Annotated in this window: 12 protein-coding genes; 7 read left to right on the top strand and 5 right to left on the bottom strand. The window is 73.2% G+C overall.

Annotated elements, in window-relative coordinates; genetic code table 11:
- The first annotated feature begins 128 nt into the window (after window positions 1-128).
- Complete coding sequence (mutM, locus tag HYE82_RS04290; RefSeq protein WP_179172569.1) at window positions 129-989, top strand: bifunctional DNA-formamidopyrimidine glycosylase/DNA-(apurinic or apyrimidinic site) lyase; 861 nt, start codon at window positions 129-131, stop codon at window positions 987-989.
- Here the strand turns inward: mutM and HYE82_RS04285 are convergent.
- Together HYE82_RS04285 and HYE82_RS04280 are read right to left on the bottom strand one after the other, a co-directional pair.
- On the bottom strand, window positions 962-1,342 hold the full coding sequence (locus HYE82_RS04285; RefSeq protein WP_179172568.1) for a helix-turn-helix domain-containing protein: 381 nt from the start codon (window positions 1,340-1,342) through the stop codon (window positions 962-964). The genes mutM and HYE82_RS04285 overlap by 28 nt on opposite strands.
- Before the next feature lie 89 nt (window positions 1,343-1,431).
- Window positions 1,432-2,418 (bottom strand): CAP domain-containing protein, encoded by a 987-nt coding sequence (locus HYE82_RS04280; RefSeq protein ID WP_179172567.1) that lies wholly within the window; start codon window positions 2,416-2,418, stop codon window positions 1,432-1,434.
- 134 nt (window positions 2,419-2,552) lie between these two features.
- Here HYE82_RS04280 and HYE82_RS04275 point away from each other — a divergent pair, with 134 nt between their 5' ends.
- The 4 genes from HYE82_RS04275 to HYE82_RS04260 all read left to right on the top strand — a co-directional run bounded on the left by HYE82_RS04275 (window position 2,553) and on the right by HYE82_RS04260 (window position 8,951).
- Window positions 2,553-2,834 (top strand): acylphosphatase, encoded by a 282-nt coding sequence (locus HYE82_RS04275; RefSeq protein ID WP_179172566.1) that lies wholly within the window; start codon window positions 2,553-2,555, stop codon window positions 2,832-2,834.
- A gap of 348 nt (window positions 2,835-3,182) precedes the next feature.
- Window positions 3,183-3,398 carry a hypothetical protein gene (locus HYE82_RS04270; RefSeq protein WP_030162422.1) on the top strand — a complete coding sequence of 72 codons (216 nt, stop codon included), beginning with the start codon at window positions 3,183-3,185 and terminating at the stop codon, window positions 3,396-3,398.
- Between the two features lie 156 nt (window positions 3,399-3,554).
- Entirely contained in the window at window positions 3,555-7,286 is a 3,732-nt protein-coding gene (locus HYE82_RS04265) for an AAA family ATPase (protein WP_179172565.1), read from the top strand.
- Window positions 7,287-7,517: 231 nt separating this feature from the next.
- On the top strand, window positions 7,518-8,951 hold the full coding sequence (locus tag HYE82_RS04260) for a sugar porter family MFS transporter (RefSeq protein ID WP_179172564.1): 1,434 nt from the start codon (window positions 7,518-7,520) through the stop codon (window positions 8,949-8,951).
- 49 nt (window positions 8,952-9,000) lie between these two features.
- On the opposite strand, the gene HYE82_RS04255 is transcribed toward HYE82_RS04260, so the two are convergent.
- Both HYE82_RS04255 and HYE82_RS04250 read right to left on the bottom strand, forming a co-directional pair.
- Window positions 9,001-9,987, bottom strand: coding sequence for an LLM class flavin-dependent oxidoreductase (locus HYE82_RS04255; protein ID WP_179172563.1), 987 nt, complete (start codon window positions 9,985-9,987; stop codon window positions 9,001-9,003).
- A 99-nt stretch (window positions 9,988-10,086) separates the two neighbouring features.
- Window positions 10,087-11,562, bottom strand: a complete 1,476-nt coding sequence (locus HYE82_RS04250) for a cytosine permease (RefSeq protein WP_179172562.1) — start codon at window positions 11,560-11,562, stop codon at window positions 10,087-10,089.
- 179 nt (window positions 11,563-11,741) lie between these two features.
- Here HYE82_RS04250 and ftsY point away from each other — a divergent pair, with 179 nt between their 5' ends.
- Window positions 11,742-12,965, top strand: a complete 1,224-nt coding sequence (ftsY, locus tag HYE82_RS04245) for a signal recognition particle-docking protein FtsY (RefSeq protein ID WP_179172561.1) — start codon at window positions 11,742-11,744, stop codon at window positions 12,963-12,965.
- Between the two features lie 100 nt (window positions 12,966-13,065).
- On the opposite strand, the gene HYE82_RS04240 is transcribed toward ftsY, so the two are convergent.
- Complete coding sequence (locus HYE82_RS04240; RefSeq protein WP_179172560.1) at window positions 13,066-13,734, bottom strand: bifunctional DNA primase/polymerase; 669 nt, start codon at window positions 13,732-13,734, stop codon at window positions 13,066-13,068.
- A gap of 436 nt (window positions 13,735-14,170) precedes the next feature.
- Here HYE82_RS04240 and HYE82_RS04235 point away from each other — a divergent pair, with 436 nt between their 5' ends.
- The gene (locus HYE82_RS04235; protein ID WP_179172597.1) at window positions 14,171-15,634 is read left to right on the top strand and encodes a hypothetical protein; all 1,464 of its coding nucleotides are present in this window, start codon (window positions 14,171-14,173) and stop codon (window positions 15,632-15,634) included.
- Window positions 15,635-15,884 lie beyond the last annotated feature (250 nt).

The following is a 15,884-nucleotide window of genomic DNA, read 5'->3' as shown; positions in this document are numbered from 1 at the left end:
CCGCCCCTGCCGGAAACAGGGGCGGGCGGTTCTGCGTTTGAGGGGGAGGGGAGGGCACCGGGTGCGGGCGGCCGGCCGGTAGGCTCGCGGCGGAGCCCTGAAGAGCCGTATCCCACCGGAGGAACACCGTGCCCGAGCTGCCCGAGGTCGAAGTGGTGCGGCGGGGCCTGGAGCGCTGGGTGGCCGGACGGACCGTCGACGCCGTCGAGGTGCTCCACCCGCGCGCCGTGCGCCGGCACCCGGCAGGCGGGGCCGACTTCGCGGCACGGCTGGCCGGCCGGACCATCGGTGTGCCGCAGCGGCGCGGGAAGTACCTGTGGCTGCCCCTGGAGGGGCGGGACCTGTCCGTCCTCGGCCACCTCGGCATGAGCGGGCAGCTGCTGGTGCAGCCCGAGGACGCCCCCGACGAGAAGCACCTGCGCATCCGCCTTCGGTTCAAGGACGACGCGGGCACCGAGCTCCGCTTCGTCGACCAGCGCACCTTCGGCGGGCTCTCGCTCCACGACACCACGGCCGACGGGCTGCCCGACGTCATCGCGCACATCGCCCGGGACCCGCTGGACCCCCTCTTCGACGAGGACGCCTACCACCGCGCGCTGCGGGCCAAGCGGACCACCGTCAAACGGGCCCTGCTCGACCAGTCCCTGATCAGCGGGGTCGGCAACATCTACGCCGACGAGGCCCTGTGGCGGTCCCGGCTGCACTACGAGCGTGCCACCGCCGCCCTCACGCGCCCGCGGAGCACCGAACTCCTCGGCCACGTCCGGGACGTGATGAACGCGGCCCTCGCCGTGGGCGGCACCAGCTTCGACAGCCTCTACGTCAACGTGAACGGCGAGTCGGGCTACTTCGACCGCTCGCTGGACGCCTACGGACGCGAGGACGAGCCCTGCCGGCGCTGCGGCACGGTGATACGGCGGCGCCCCTGGATGAACCGGTCCAGCTACTTCTGCCCGCGCTGTCAGCGGCCGCCGCGCGTGGCGTCGTAGGACTCCCGGGCGGTCAGCACCTGCGGCATGCTGCCCTCCAGGAAGTGGATGAGGGCCAGCAGCCGGTCCGCCACCTCGATCCCGAGCGGCGTCAACTCGTAGTCGACCCGCGGCGGGTTGGTGGGCTGCGCCTCCCGGTGGACGATGCCGTCGCGCTCCAGCGCCTGGAGGGTCTGCGACAGCATCTTCTCGCTGACGCCGTCCACCTTGCGGCGCAGCTCGTTGAAACGGCAGGAGCCGTCGCGCAGGGCGCCCACCGTGAGGCTGCCCCAACGGCCGGTGACGTGCTCCAGGGTCTCCCGGGACGGGCAGGCCCGGGCGAAGGCGTCGAACGGCAGTGCTGTCGTCTCCATGCGGCCAGCCTAACCGCGCACAGCGCTTGCGGACAGGTTGCGCTGTCGTGCGGCAAGTGCCCGCCCCCCCCGTGAGGCCGGCAGCCGCCTCAGAAGCCGAAGTCCTGGGTCCACCAGGGGCCGCCGGCCCCGACGTACACGCCGACGCCGAGGGTGCGGAACTCGCAGTTGACGATGTTGGCCTTGTGGCCGGGGCTGTTCATCCACGCGTTCATCACGGCCTGGGCGTCGCCCTGGCCGCGCGCTATGTTCTCGCCGCCGATGCCGGAGATGCCCGCGTTCGCGGCCCGGTCCCACGGAGTGTTGCCGTCGGGGTCGGTGTGGTCGAAGAAGCCGCGGACGGCCATGTCCTTGCTGAACGCCCCGGCCAGCGCCGCGAGCGGCGGGTTCGCCCGCACCGGGCCGCAGCCGGCCTGCGCCCTCACCTGGTTGACCAGCTCCACCACTGCGGCCTCCTCGGCGGAGTGGCCGTCGTCGGGCGTGGGCGCCGGGGCGGCGGGCGGCTCGGGCGAGGCCGGCTTGGGGGCGGCCTGCTTGGGTGCACTCTGCTTGGGGGCGGCCGGCTCGGGAGCGACGGGCCGGGGAGCGGGCTGCTGCGGAGCGGCCTGCTTGGGGGCGGCCTGCTTGGGTGCGGTCTGCTTGGGTGCGGTCTGCTTGGGGGCGGCCTGCTCCGGAGCGGCGGCGCTCTTCTCCGGCGTCGGGGCCGAGGCGGACGGGGAAGGAGTGGCGGATGTGCTCGGCGAGGCCGACGGCGAGGGGGAGGCCGAGGGGGAGCCGGAAGGCGACGCGGTGGCTCTGTCGGGGGCGCGGCCGGACAGGCTGGCGAGGCCGCCCTGCTGCTCGACAGGGGCGACGGCCCGGGTGGTGCCGGCGGGCCTCGCCTCCGTGCGGTCGGCCGCGGAGCCGGCCGCGGTGACCCCCAGGTAGGGGAAAGAGGAGCCCACCGGCACCACACCGGTGGTGACGGCGGCCGTGGCCATCACCACGGCCACGGCGCCACCCAGCAGGCCGGCGCCCGCGGCGGTGCGGCGCCTGTCGATGCGACGCGGCGCCGCGGGAAGTCGGTGGCGACCCATCGGTCCTGCCTTCCTACACGTCCAAGATCAACCTTTGTGCACCCAAATGGGTGAGTTCGTTGCTGCGCGACTGTACCGTCCCGGTGCCCGGGGGCGGTGCCCTCCGTGATCGCCCTCCCGGTTAGCGTTCGGGCATGAACGAAGATGTCCGCCTGACCGCCTGGGTGCGCGGCCGTGTACAGCGCGTGGGCTTCCGCTGGTTCACCAGGGCCAATGCGCTGGAGATCGGCGGGCTGGTCGGCTTCGCGCTCAACCTCGACGACGGGCGGGTACAGGTGGTGGCCGAAGGTCAACGTGAGAATTGCCACCGGCTGCTCGACTGGCTGCGCTCCGCCGACACGCCCGGCAGGGTCGACGGGGTGACGGAAATCTGGGGGACCCCGCGCGGCGGTTACGGCGACTTCGCGATCAGATGAGCAGTCGGATGATCATGCACTGATCGCGTCTACGGATCTCGCACACGGTGTCGGATCTGCGTGTTCGTCCCCCGCGCGTTGCCGGGGGCGCGGAACCGTGGAACGCTCGAAGATGCGGACGATCTCCACGCTCCCCGGGAGAGTCGGGCGGCCCGGCGATACGGGGCGTGATCGTGTTGACCGTCAAACTTTTTGGTGAGACGCTGGAAGCCCCGCGCACCTGAGCTGTTTGGCAGTGATGGAGTAGTAAGCGCAGTGACTGGCCGTCGCTGTCGGACATCCGCGGGTGCGATTCCCTCACGACCCACACCGCTTCGGTCGGTCACTCAGTGTGGAGGACCATCCATCATGGCAAAGGCGCTTCTCGGTTACGTCGGCGGTTCCGACCCGCGACTCCTCGCCGAGATGCGACGGCTTCAGCAGCGCGTCCAGGACCTTGAGTCCGAGCTCGTACGGATTCAGTCCGAAAACGACGCGCTGAACGCGGCCGCCGCTCAGCACGGAGACTCGCTGCTGGACCGCATCGACATCGACGTACCCCAGGCGGAGCCTGCGCTCACCTGATCCGCGCTCACTCGTCAGCTCGACTCCAGCCCCGCACGATCTGCAAGGGACGCTCCGGCGTCCCTTCTTTCCTTTTGCGGAGCCGAATTCCTTGACGTCTCTTGTGCCCTGCACCTTCATGGGTGAAACCGAAAGCGACAGGTAGAGTCCGGCGGCGTGCACCTCAAGTCCCTGACCCTGCGAGGCTTCAAGTCCTTCGCGTCCGCCACCACCCTGCGGTTCGAGCCCGGCATCACCTGCGTGGTGGGCCCCAACGGCTCAGGGAAGTCCAACGTGGTGGACGCGCTGTCCTGGGTCATGGGGGAGCAGGGCGCCAAGTCCCTGCGCGGCGGGAAGATGGAGGACGTCATCTTCGCCGGGACGACCGGGCGGCCACCGCTCGGGCGGGCCGAGGTCTCGCTGACCATCGACAACTCCGACGGCGCCCTGCCGATCGAGTACGCCGAGGTCACCATCACCCGGATCATGTTCCGCGGCGGCAGCAGCGAGTACCAGATCAACGGCGACACCTGCCGGCTGCTCGACATCCAGGAGCTGCTCTCCGACTCCGGCATCGGCCGCGAGATGCACGTCATCGTCGGCCAGGGACAGCTTGACTCCGTCCTGCACGCCGACCCGGGCGGCCGCCGCGCCTTCATCGAGGAGGCCGCCGGCGTCCTCAAACACCGCAAGCGCAAGGAGAAGGCGCTGCGGAAACTGGACGCGATGCAGGCCAACCTGGCGCGCGTACAGGATCTCACCGACGAGCTGCGCCGCCGGCTCAAGCCCCTGGGACGGCAGGCGGCGGTGGCCCGGCGGGCGGCCGTGATCCAGGCCGACCTGCGGGATGCCCGGCTGCGGCTGCTCGCCGACGACCTCGTCGCGTTGCGCACCGCCCTGGAGGCGGAGATCGCCGACGAGGCGGCGCTGAAGGAGCGCAAGGAGGCCGCCGAGGCCCAGCTCGCCGGGGCGCTGCGGCGGGAGGCGGAGCTGGAGGAAACGGTGCGGCAGCTCACGCCGCGGCTCCAGCGGGCGCAGCAGACCTGGTACGAGCTCTCACAGCTGGCCGAACGGGTGCGCGGCACGATGTCGCTGGCCGAGGCGCGGGTCAAGTCGGCCACCGCTCCGGCCGAGGAGGAGCGGCGCGGCCGCGACCCCGAGGACATGGAGCGCGAGGCGGTGCGGATCCGCGAGCAGGAGGCGGAGCTGACGGCCGCTCTGGAGGCGGCCTCCCGGGCCCTGGAGGACACGGTCGAGCACCGCGCCGAGCTGGAGCGGGCCCTCGCCGAGGAGGAGCGGCGGCTGCGGGACGCGGCGCGGGCCATCGCCGACCGGCGCGAGACCCTGGCCCGGCTGACGGGGCGGCTGGGGGCGGCCCGGTCCCGGGCCGAGGCGGCGCAGGCCGGGATCGACCGGCTGGTCGCGGCCCGCGACGAGGCGGAGCAGCGGGCGGGTGCCGCGCAGGCGGAGTACGAGGCGCTGGCCGAGGAGGTCGGCGGGCTCGACGAGCCGGAGGGGGACGGCGCGTACGAGGCCGCGCGGGCGGAGCTGGCGGCCGCGGAGGCCGCCCTGGCGGCGGCACGGGACGCGGCCACCGCCGCCGAGCGCTCCCGGGCGGCGGTCGCGGCCCGCCGGGACGCGCTGGCGCTCGGGCTGCGCCGCAAGGACGGCACCGGGGCGGTGCTCGCCGCGAAGGAACGGCTGGCCGGACTCCTCGGCCCCGCCGCGGAACGGCTGACGGTGACCCCGGGCCACGAGGCCGCCGTCGCCGCGGCCCTCGGCGCCGCGGCGGACGCCGTGGCGGTGGCTTCGCCCGGCGCCGCCGCCGAAGCCATCCGCCACCTGCGCGCATCGGACGCGGGCCGCGCCGCCTTCCTGATCACGCCGTCCCCGGCCACCACCCCGTCCCCGGACCCGGCCGCTCCGGACCCGGCCGCCCCGGACCCGGCCACTCCGGCCGCCTCGGGCGCGGCCGTCTCGGCGCCCGCCCCGGATGTATCCGCCGGCAGGACACCGGGCCCGGGCGCCCTCCCGAATGCCGCGGCCTCGGGTGGCGCCGTCTCGGCGCATGCAGCGGACGCCACCGGAGGCCGGACGGCCGGTGGGCCGGGGACGCCCGTGGCCGAGGTGGTGCGCGGCGAGCCCGGGCTGGTGCGGGCCGTGGGGCGGGTGCTGCGGGAGTACGTCCTCGTCGGGTCGTTGGAGGAGGCCGAGGCGCTGGTCGCCGCGCAGCCCGACGCCGTGGCCGTCACCCTCGACGGGGACGTGCTCGGGGCGCACCACGCGCACGGCGGCTCCGCGGCCGCCCCCAGCCTGATCGAGGTACAGGCGGCCGTCGACGAGGCGGCCGCCGAGCTGGACCGGCTGGACGGGCAGTGCAAGGAGCTCGGCGAGGCCCAGGAGGCCGCCCGGGAGCTGCGCCGCGAGCGCGCGGCGCGGGTCGAGGAGGCCGGTGAGCGGCGCCGCGCCGCGGAGCAGGCCCGGGCCGGGGTGGCCCAGCAGCTCGGGCGGCTCGCCGGACAGGCGAAGGGCGCCGCGGGCGAGGCGGAGCGTACGGCGGCTGCAGCGGCCAAGGCGCAGGAGGCGCTGGAGCAGGCGCTGGCCGAGGTGGAGGAATGCGCCGAGCGGCTGGCCGCCGCCGAGGAGATGCCGGTGGAGGAGGAGCCGGACACCGCCGTGCGCGACCGGCTCGCCGCCGACGGGGCCAACGCCCGGCAGACCGAAATGGAGGCCCGTCTCCAGCTGCGCACCCACGAGGAGCGGGTCAAGGGCCTGGCCGGCCGGGCCGACGCGCTCGACCGCGGCGCCCGCGCCGAGCGCGAGGCGCGGGCGCGGGCCGAGCGCCGCCGCCGGCGGCTGCAGCACGAGGCCGCGGTGGCCCGGGCCGTTGCCGACGGCGCCCGCCAGCTCCTCGCCCACCTCGGCGTCTCCCTGGGCCGCGCCGATCGGGAGCGCGCCGCCGCCGAGCAGGCGAAGGCGCTGCGCGAGCGGGAACTGGCCGAGGCGCGGGGCCGCGGCCGGGACCTCAAGGGCGAACTGGACAAGCTCACCGACTCCGTCCACCGCGGGGAGGTCCTCGGGGCCGAGAAGCGGCTGCGCATCGAGCAGGTGGAGGGCCGCGCCCTGGAGGAGTTCGGGGTCGAGGCCGCGGCCCTCGTCGCCGAGTACGGGCCCGACCAGCCGGTGCAGCCGAGCCCGCCCGCCGAGGGGGAGGAGCTCCCCTCGGACCCGGAGCACCCCCGCAACCGGCCCGGGCCGTTCGTCCGGGCACAGCAGGAGAAGCGGCTGAAGGCCGCCGAGCGCGCCTACCAGCAGCTCGGCAAGGTGAACCCGCTCGCACTGGAGGAGTTCGCGGCGCTGGAGGAGCGCCACAGATTCCTCAGCGAGCAGCTCGAAGACCTCCGCAAGACCCGCGCCGACCTTCTCCAGGTCGTGCGCGAGGTCGACGAGCGGGTCCAGCAGGTCTTCACGGAGGCCTACCAGGACACCGCCCGGGAGTTCGAGGGCGTGTTCTCGCGGCTCTTCCCCGGCGGCGAGGGCCGGCTCGTCCTCACCGACCCCGGCAACATGCTGACCACGGGCGTCGATGTGGAGGCCCGGCCGCCGGGCAAGAAGGTCAAGCGGCTGTCGCTGCTCTCCGGCGGCGAGCGGTCACTGACTGCGGTCGCCCTGCTGGTGTCCATCTTCAAGGCCCGGCCGAGCCCGTTCTACGTCATGGACGAGGTCGAGGCGGCGCTCGACGACACCAACCTCCAGCGGCTGATCCGGATCATGCAGGAGCTCCAGGAGAGCTCGCAGCTGATCGTCATCACGCACCAGAAGCGGACGATGGAGGTCGCCGATGCCCTCTACGGCGTATCCATGCAGGGCGACGGCGTCTCCAAGGTGATCAGCCAGCGGCTGCGCTGACCCCCTTTCGCTTCAAGAAGTGAAGTGCTCCTCTCGGGGGCTCTCGCGTCATCTCCGGGCATTCTCCATCCTGTGGACTCGTCTCCCCCTATTGACTTCAAGAACTGAACACATAAGCTCGCTCCGCCGCCTTATCCATTCGAGTGGTGCCGGATCTTCGGCTGTGCGCCACTGGAAGCACCACCCCACCACACCCGCCCGCCGCCGCAGCCGGGCACGCAGGAGCACACCTTGAGCAGCAGGAGCGCAGCGCCGCCGCCCGCGAGCAGCGGACGCGCCGCCCACCCCGAGCACCTCGGGCACGTCGTCTTCATCACCGCCGCCGCCGCGATGGGCGGTTTCCTCTTCGGTTACGACAGCGCCGTGATCAACGGCGCCGTCGAGGCGATCCGGGACCGCTTCGACATCGGGTCCGAGGCGCTGGCGCAGGTGATCGCCGCCGCGCTGATCGGCTGCGCGATCGGCGCGGCCACCGCGGGCAGGATCGCCGACCGGATCGGCCGCATCCGGTGCATGCAGATCGCATCGGTCCTGTTCGCCGCCAGCGCGATCGGCTCGGCCCTGCCGTTCGCCCTGTGGGACCTGGCCGTGTGGCGGGTCATCGGCGGCTTCGCCATCGGCATGGCCTCGGTCATCGGCCCTGCCTACATCGCCGAGGTCTCCCCGGCGGCGTACCGGGGTCGGCTGGCCTCCTTCCAGCAGGCCGCCATCGTCATCGGCATCGCCGTCTCCCAGCTCGTCAACTGGGGCATCCTCAACATGGCCGGAGGCGAGCAGCGCGGGGAGCTCGGCGGGCTCGAAGCCTGGCAGTGGATGCTGGGCGTGATGGTCATCCCGGCCGTGCTCTACGGCCTGCTGTCCTTCGCCATCCCCGAGTCCCCGCGGTTCCTGATCTCGGTGGGCCGCACCGAGCAGGCCAAGAAGGTCCTCGCCGAGGTCGAGGGCTCCGGCATCGACACCGACGTGCGCGCGGCCGAGATCGACCGCGCCATGCGCTCCGAGCACAAGTCCACCTTCAAGGACCTGCTCGGCGGCCGCTTCGGCCTGCTGCCCATCGTCTGGGTCGGCATCGGCCTGTCGGTCTTCCAGCAGCTCGTCGGCATCAACGTGATCTTCTACTACAGCTCCTCGCTGTGGCAGTCCGTCGGCATCGACCCGAGCAGCTCGTTCTTCTACTCGTTCACCACGTCGATCATCAACATCGTCGGCACGGTGATCGCGATGGTCTTCGTCGACCGGATCGGCCGCAAGCCGCTCGCGCTGATCGGCTCGGCCGGCATGGCCGTCTCCCTCGGTGCCGCCGCCTGGGCGTTCTCGTACAAGACCGAGGCCGGCGGCCAGATCTCCATCCCCGAGACCCAGGGCACCGTCGCCCTCCTCGCCGCGCACTCCTTCGTGCTCTTCTTCGCCCTCTCCTGGGGCGTGGTGGTCTGGGTGCTCCTCGGCGAGATGTTCCCCAACCGGATCCGTGCCGCGGCGCTCGGCGTCGCCGCGGCCGCCCAGTGGGTCGCGAACTGGCTCGTCACCGTCACCTTCCCGACGCTGTCGGACTGGAACCTGTCCGGCGCCTACATGATCTACACCGGCTTCGCCCTGCTCTCGATTCCGTTCGTCCTCAAGTGGGTGCCGGAGACGAAGGGCAAGGCGTTGGAGGAGATGGGGTAACCACCCCCGCCAAAACCCCCACTCCTCTCGCACCGGGTGCTGCCCCGGCTCAGTCCCTGAGCCGGGGCAGCACCTGTTCGCACAGGAGGTGCAGGCTGCGCCAGCCCTCGTCCGGCGGCATCCCGCCGCACAGCGGGTGCAGCACCAGGTTCCCCGCCTCGCCCGCCGCCCGGGCGTACGCGACCGCCTCGTGCGGGGTCAGCACGCGGTACACGCCCTCCGCGCGCAGCTCCTCCACCGTCCGGGCGCGCGACCGCACCGCGCTGCGGACCTCCTTCGTCTGCCAGGACGCGTACGAGGCCGCCTCGTGCAGGAAGCAGCCGCCGTACTCGGCCCATACGCGGTCCGGGTCCTCGGCGATGTGCAGCAGCGGCGTCTCGGCCGCCGGCATCAGGCAGAAGCCCTCCGTGCCGTACTCCGCCAGCCGCTCCGTGTAGTACTGCCGGAGCTCCGGCAGGTGCGCGCTCGGGAAGAACGGCAGCCCGAACCTGGCCGCGCGGCGCGCCGCGGCCCGCGAGCCGCCCCCGACCAGCAGCAGCGGGTGCGGCCGGGTGAAGGGTGCCGGGGTCACCCGCACCGTACGGCCGCGGAAGCGGAACGGCTCGCCCGTCCAGGCCGCGAGCAGTGTTTCGAGCAGCTCGTCCTGGAGCCGACCGCGCCGGCCCCAGTCGACGCCGTGCTGCTCGTACTCCTCGGGCCGGTAGCCGATCCCCGCCACCGTGACGAGCCGGCCGCCGCTCAGCAGGTCCAGGACGGCGATGTCCTCGGCCAGCCGCAGCGGGTCGTGGAGCGGGCCGATGACCGCCGAGACGGTGACGGAGATCCGCCGGGTGGCGCCGAGGGCCGCGCCCGCGAACGCGAACGGCGACGGCAGCCAGTTGTTGTCCGTGCCGTGGTGCTCCTCGGTCTGGACGGTGTCGACGCCGCCGTCGTCCGCGTACCGCGCCATCTCCAGGGCGGCCCGGTAGCGGGCGGAGAGGCTCCCGGGGGTGCCGTGCGGATCGACGAGGTTGAACCGGGCCACGGTGGCGGGCATGAGGAGGTCCCCCTTCGCCGGATGCGGGTGGGCGGGCGAAGGGGGACGGTAGCTGACCGGCCGTCAGTTGGACAGGGCCGCGTACCGGGGAGCGGTGCGTCAGCCGGACAGGGACGCCGCCCGCTCCGGCCGTCCGGCCTCCGCCTGCGGCCGCACGCCCTCCGCGGCCGCCGGCTCCGCCACCGCCTGCGGGGTGCGCGGCAGGACGGCGTACAGCGCGCCGGAGGTGAGGATGCCGGCCACCCAGCCCAGGCCGTTCGCGCCGATCCAGGTGTCGGCGAGGGGGCCCGCGAACCAGTCGACCCGGGTGAAGAGCAGCCCCACCGCGAGGGCCGCGCCCCACGCCGCCATGGCCTGCCAGGCGTACCCGCCCCGGTACCAGTAGGCGCTGGTGCGCGAGGTGTCCAGCAACGCGGCCCCGTCGTAGGACGTCCGGCGCAGCATGTCCACGCCGAAAACGCCGATCCACGCGGAGAAGGCCACCGCCAGCAGCGTCAGGAAGGAGATGAACGAACCGAAGAAGCTGGTGGCGACGACCATCAGCAGGAAGCCGAAGACGAGGCTGATCGCCGCGTTGACGCTGACCGCGGCCGCGCGCGGCACCTTGATGCCGAGGGTCTGGGCGGTGAACCCGGCCGAGTACATCGACATCGAGTTGATCAGCAGCATGCCGACGAGCGCGATCAGCAGGTACGGGACCGCGATCCAGGCGGGCAGCAGGCGCCCGATGAAGGAGACCGGGTCCTGTGCGGAGGCCAGGTCCGGGGTCCCGACCGCCATGACCGCGCCCATCAGCACCATCGGGATGACGACGACGGCCGCACCGCCGACGGTGGTGCCGACCACCCCCCTGGTGGACGCCGTGCGCGGCAGGTAGCGGGTGAAGTCCGGGCCGGACGGCACCCAGCTGATGCCGCCGGCGGCGATGGTGCCGATGCCCGCGACCATCATGGCGGTGGAGCCCGCCGGCTTGCCGAACACCGCGGACCAGTCGGTGGCGGCGACCAGCCAGCCCAGCACCAGCAGGCTGAACGCCCCGAACAGGTACGTCGACCAGGTCGAGCACACGCGCAGGGCGCTGATGCCGAGCCCGGAGACGAGGAAGGTGCAGCCGACGAACAGCAGCAGGGCGACCACGATCAGCACGGTGTTCTTCCGCACGCCGAACAGCAGGTCCAGGACCGTCAGCAGGGCGAACGCGCCGCTGACCGCGTTGATGGTCTCCCAGCCCCAGCGGGCGATCCAGATCAGCGCCCCGGGGAAGAGGTTGCCGCGCTGCCCGAACACCGCCCGCGACAGCGCCATGCCGGGTGCGCCGCCGCGTCGGCCGGCGATCGAGATCAGGCCCACGAGCCCGTACGAGACCACGGGTGCGGTCACCGCGACGACCAGCACCTGCCAGATGTTCAGCCCGTTGAAGATCACCAGCCCGGCGCCCATGGTCAGCAGCAGCACGCTGATGTTGGCGGCGACCCAGGTGGGGAAGAGCTCGCGGACCCGACCGGTGCGCTCCTCGTCGGGTACGGGCTCCAGACCGCGGGTCTCTATCGCGCCGTCGGCGGACTCGGCAGGCATACGTGCTCCGATGGGGTGATGTGCAGAGAGTCGCCCATCATTGCCGTTAACGCCTGAAAGGTACAAACCGCGGCGGATGGCCGGAGAGGGGGACGGGCCGGACCCGGCCGCGGCGCAGCCGCGGCCCGAGCGGGGATGCCCCGGGCCCGGCGACCGGGTCGCGCATACTGAGTTTCGCTATGGACATCCTCATCATTGCTCTACTCATCGCCCTGGTCGCGGTCGTCGTGGCCGGCGGGCTCGTGGTCGGCAGCCGCAAGAAGAAGCAGCTGCCGCCCCCGGCGCCGCCGAGCACGCCGACCATCACTGCCCCGCCCGCCGAACCGCAGGTGGGGGAGGACGCCGCCACGACGGCGGAAGAGCCGCGCCGCACGATCGAGGAGGTCGTACTCCCCGAGGCGGAGGCGGCGGCCCCTGCGGCCCCCGAGGCCCCGGTCGTCCCGGCCCAGGCCGCTCCCGCCCCCGAGATCGAGGTGCCGGAGCCCACGGCCGGCCGCCTGGTCCGGCTCCGCGCACGGCTCGCGCGCTCGCAGAACTCCCTCGGCAAGGGGCTGCTCACGCTGCTGTCCCGCGAGCACCTCGACGAGGACACCTGGGAGGAGGTCGAGGAGACCCTCCTCGTCGCCGACGTCGGCGTCGTCCCCACGCAGGAGCTGGTCGACCGGCTCCGCGAGCGGGTGCGGGTCCTCGGCACCCGCACCCCGGCCGATCTGCGCGCCCTGCTGCGCGAGGAGCTGCTGACCCTGATCGGCACCGACCTCGACCGCGCCGTGAAGACGGAGAGCGGCACCGACACCCCCGGCGTGGTGATGGTCGTCGGCGTCAACGGCACCGGCAAGACCACCACCACCGGCAAGCTCGCCCGCGTCCTCGTCGCCGACGGCCGCAGCGTCGTGCTCGGCGCCGCCGACACCTTCCGCGCCGCCGCCGCGGACCAGCTCCAGACCTGGGGCGAGCGGGTCGGCGCGCGCACCGTGCGCGGCCCCGAGGGCGGCGACCCCGCCTCGATCGCCTTCGACGCGGTCAAGGAGGGCATCGCGGAGGGCGCCGACGTGGTGCTCATCGACACCGCCGGCCGGCTGCACACCAAGACCGGCCTCATGGACGAGCTCGGCAAGGTCAAGCGCGTCGTGGAGAAGCACGGCCCGCTGGACGAGGTCCTGCTCGTCCTCGACGCGACCACCGGGCAGAACGGCCTCACCCAGGCCCGTGTCTTCGCCGAGGTCGTGGACATCACCGGCATCGTGCTCACCAAGCTCGACGGCACGGCCAAGGGCGGCATCGTCGTCGCCGTGCAGCGCGAGCTCGGCGTCCCGGTCAAGCTCGTCGGCCTCGGCGAGGGTCCGGACGATCTGGCTCCCTTCGAGCCGGAGGCCTTCGTCGACGCCCTGATCGGCGACTGAGCCCCGTACGCATGCCGGCGCCCCCGCGTTCCGCCCGGAACGCGGGGGCGCTGCCGTTCGTGCCGGGGGGGGGGGCAGCCCGCCGGGCACGGCTGCGGTGCTATCGCCGCAGCCGGTGGCAGATGTACGCGAGCGTGCCCAGCAGGAGCCGGGCCTGCGGCGGGTTGCCCGCGGAGTCGAGCGCGGGCGGGCGCAGCCAGCCGACGGGGCCGAGGCCCGCGTGATCGGACGGCGGGGCGGTCACGAAGGCGCCCTGCCCCAGGGCGCGCAGGTCCAGGTCGGCGTCGTCCCAGCCCATCCGGTAGAGCAGCTGCGGCAGCTCGGCCGCCGCGCCGGGGGCCACGAAGAACTGGGCCCGGCCGTCCGGGGTCGCGGTGACCGGACCGAGCGGCAGGCCCATCCGCTCCAGCCGGACCAGCGCCCGGCGGCCGGTCTCCTCCGACACCTCGATGACGTCGAAGCCGCGGCCCACCGGCAGCAGGACCGCCGCACCCGGGTACTGGCCCCAGGCCGCGGTGACCTCGTCCAGGGTGGCGCCCGCTCTGACGGTGGGGGCGAGCGGCAGGGGGTGGGCGCCCGGCGCGGGGCAGTCCGCGCGGCCGCAGGAGCAGGTGCGGGCGGGTGCCGCGGCCCGGGCACCGGGAACCACGTCCCAGCCCCACAGTCCGGTGTACTCCGCCACCGCCGTGCACTCCGACGTCCGCCCGCGGCGCCGGGCGCCGGAGCGGAATTCCTTGGTGCTGCGGCTGCTGCCGATCGTGAAGCCCATGCCCATGCCCCCTCCAACGGGTTGGATGCGCCGGTGGTTACGACGTCGGCGGGTGCGGGCCGGGTCCGGTTTCCGGCGATACGCCCGGCGCACTCCTCGCCGCGCGCGCCCCGAGCGCACTCCCGTCCAACCGATCGTTTTTGGCTCGCTGCCCAGTGAATCGCGCCTGGCGGTCGGCTTCTCCAAGTGAAGGGGTGGCGAATGGTGGCGTTTCGACGATCGGGCTCGCTCTCGGGGTGATCGTAGGATTACTTTCGGTGCACGAACCCGAACGGCGGACCCGAATGTGGTTATGCCGGAGGCAAGGCGTGAAGGACCTGTGAAGGTCCCCGGCGGCGCCCGCCGCCCCGGCCAGGGTTTCGTGAGGACAAACTGAGCGGATGGGGGCGTTCCAGTGAGCGGCAACGGCGCAAGCGGAACGAGCGGAGAACCGGATATCCCGGGCCCGGCCGCCCGCAACGAACAGCTGACCTCCTGGTTCGTGCGCAGCGGCTGGTCCAAGGGCGAACTCGCCCGTCAGGTGAACCGGCGCGCCCGGCAGATGGGCGCCCACCACATCAGCACCGACACCTCCCGGGTGCGCCGCTGGCTCGACGGCGAACAGCCCCGCGAGCCCGTCCCGCGCATCCTGTCCGAGCTGTTCTCCGAGCGGTTCGGCTCGGTCGTCGCCATCGAGCAGCTCGGCCTGCGCACCGCCCACCAGACCCCCTCCGTCTCCGGCGTGGACCTGCCCTGGGCCGGCCCCCAGACCGTCGAACTGCTCGGCGAGTTCTCCCGCAGCGACCTCATGCTGGCCCGTCGCGGCTTCCTCGGGACCTCCCTCGCCCTCTCCGCCGGCCCGGCCCTCATCGAGCCCATGCAGCGCTGGCTGGTCCCGGCCCCGCCCGCCGACCCGGCCGTCCGCGACCCCGGCTCCGGCGGTGCGCTGAGCGGCCACCGCCCGCCACGGCTGTCCGGACCGGAACTCGACCTCCTCGAAGCCACCACCGTGATGTTCCGCCAGTGGGACGCCCAGTGCGGTGGCGGACTGCGCCGCAAGGCCGTCGTGGGCCAGCTCCACGAGGTCACCGACCTGCTCCAGGAGGCCCACCCGGCCCCCGTCATGAGGCGGCTGTTCAAAGTCGCCGCCGAACTCGCCGAACTCGCCGGCTGGATGAGCTACGACGTCGGTCTGCACCCCACCGCGCAGAAGTACTTCGTCCTCGCGCTGCACGCCGCCAAGGAGGCCGGGGACAAGCCCCTCGGCTCGTACATCCTCTCCAACATGAGCCGCCAGATGATCCACCTCGGCCGCCCCGAGGACGCCCTGGAGCTCATCCACCTCGCCCAGTACGGCAGCCGCGACTGCGCCGGCCCCCGCACCCAGGCCATGCTGTATGCGATGGAGGCCCGCGCCTACGCCAACATGGGCCAGCCCAGCCGCTGCAAGCGGGCCGTCCGCATGGCCGAGGACACCTTCGGCGACATCGCCTTCGCCGCCGAGCCCGAGCCCGACTGGATCCGCTTCTTCACCGAGGCCGAGCTCAACGGCGAGAACTCCCACTCCTACCGCGACCTCGCCTACGTCGCAGGCCGCAGCCCCATGTACGCCTCCCTCGCCGAACCGGTCATGGAGCGGGCCGTCGAACTCTTCGGCAAGGACGAGGTGCACCAGCGCTCCTACGCCCTCAACCTCATCGGCATGGCCACGGTGCACCTGCTCCAGCGCGAGCCCGAGCAGGCCGTCGTCCTCGTCGACCGCGCCCTCGAAGTGGCCGGAAAGATTCGGTCCGAAAGGGTGAACAACCGGCTGCGGAAGACCGTCGACACCGCAGCCCGTGAGTACGGCGACGTCGCCGAGGTGGTCCGGCTCACCGACCACCTCGCCACCCGCCTCCCCGAGGCCGCGGAGGCCGTCTGACGGCCCCGCCCGGCCGCCCCCCGAGGCCCCGGCCGCGGCAGACACCCCGTGAAGCCCGATCAGGCTCCCCCAGCCAGGACTCCCGGGTGCTGCCGCGGCCGGTCCCCTTGAACGACGCGTTCATGGGCGCGTAACACGTCCGACCTCTTCGTCACGGGCGCGAAACATCGAGCGGCGCCGCCGGAAACCGGCCTGCGCGAATCTCATGGCCATTAACCGGCCAGCCCGGGATCCGGGCCCACCCCCGGCC

This window comes from Streptomyces sp. BR123 (assembly GCF_013401435.1).
Lineage (GTDB): Bacteria > Actinomycetota > Actinomycetes > Streptomycetales > Streptomycetaceae > Streptomyces.
The sequence above is the reverse complement of the archived record's forward strand: the minus strand, read 5'-3'. Positions and strand labels throughout refer to the sequence as shown.

Excerpts from the sequence above, each read along its gene's own strand:
- HYE82_RS04240 (WP_179172560.1), bottom strand. The coding sequence starts at position 13,734 with ATGGGCTTCACGATCGGCAGCAGCCGCAGCACCAAGGAATTCCGCTCC.
- ftsY (WP_179172561.1), top strand. The coding sequence starts at position 11,742 with ATGGACATCCTCATCATTGCTCTACTCATCGCCCTGGTCGCGGTCGTC.
- HYE82_RS04285 (WP_179172568.1), bottom strand. The coding sequence starts at position 1,342 with ATGGAGACGACAGCACTGCCGTTCGACGCCTTCGCCCGGGCCTGCCCG.
- HYE82_RS04275 (WP_179172566.1), top strand. The coding sequence starts at position 2,553 with ATGAACGAAGATGTCCGCCTGACCGCCTGGGTGCGCGGCCGTGTACAG.
- HYE82_RS04270 (WP_030162422.1), top strand. The coding sequence starts at position 3,183 with ATGGCAAAGGCGCTTCTCGGTTACGTCGGCGGTTCCGACCCGCGACTC.
- HYE82_RS04250 (WP_179172562.1), bottom strand. The coding sequence starts at position 11,562 with ATGCCTGCCGAGTCCGCCGACGGCGCGATAGAGACCCGCGGTCTGGAG.
- HYE82_RS04280 (WP_179172567.1), bottom strand. The coding sequence starts at position 2,418 with ATGGGTCGCCACCGACTTCCCGCGGCGCCGCGTCGCATCGACAGGCGC.
- HYE82_RS04255 (WP_179172563.1), bottom strand. The coding sequence starts at position 9,987 with ATGCCCGCCACCGTGGCCCGGTTCAACCTCGTCGATCCGCACGGCACC.